Here is an 876-nt window from a genome sequence, read left to right as displayed (position 1 = left end):
TGGTGGTCTATCTGGTGAGCTAGGCATGCAACCAGGTAAGCAAGTAACAGTTGATACTATCGACGTAACGTCTGTTGGTGGTGCTCAAGAATCTGTAGCTGTTATCGATGCGGCACTTAAATATGTAGATAGCCACCGTTCTGAACTGGGTGCTTTCCAAAACCGTTTTGACCACGCAATCAATAACTTAGACAACATTAACGAGAACGTTAATGCATCTAAGAGCCGCATTAAAGATACTGATTTCGCGAAAGAGACGACTCAGATGACTAAATCTCAGATTCTTTCTCAAGCTTCAAGCTCGATTCTAGCTCAAGCAAAACAAGCTCCGAACTCGGCACTTAGCCTACTAGGTTAACAGGTTGAAAGGCCACATTGAACATGTGCATTATTGGTCATAATTGTCAATGTTAGGCTTCCACAAATTAGCTCGTGGTGAGAGATGAGCGCTAAATAAACCCAGCTTCGGCTGGGTTTTTTATTGCCTGCGATTTGGTAACGGTAATTTTCGAGATCAGGGGGGAAAGAAAAAGCGAGATTCCCTATCACGTTCGTTCCCCACTGTAGGGAATGACCGAGTTGGGAAATGATGATTTCATTGCTTATTGCTTATTGCTTATTGTATCGAAGTAGCCTTTCGTCATTCCAGAACCGAGTAGAGCGAGATATCAGGAATCCTTTCTTATATCAATGTTCTGATGGATGTTGATACACATAGTGTTAATACCAATCGTAGTAAATAACTTATCACCCTAGCTTGCTAAAAACTCGATAACGGCGTGAGAGCTTCTAATTGTAGAATAACTACTTATCGAAAAACCCTGCCTTGTTCTCAAGCATTTTTCCTGCGCTATTTCTACTTACTTACTTACTTAC

At 41.4% G+C, this 876-nt stretch carries 1 protein-coding gene; it reads left to right on the top strand.

Features of this window, described 5'->3' with window-relative positions:
* On the top strand, nt 1–358 hold a 358-nt coding region (locus AB4589_RS24880), incomplete at its 5' end, for a flagellin (protein WP_277948679.1).
* Nucleotides 359–876 lie beyond the last annotated feature (518 nt).

Origin of the sequence: Vibrio sp. 10N.222.49.A3, assembly GCF_041475145.1 — a bacterium.
GTDB classification, from domain to species: Bacteria; Pseudomonadota; Gammaproteobacteria; order Enterobacterales; family Vibrionaceae; genus Vibrio; species Vibrio tasmaniensis_A.
This window is presented reverse-complemented; position numbering and strand designations above follow the sequence as displayed.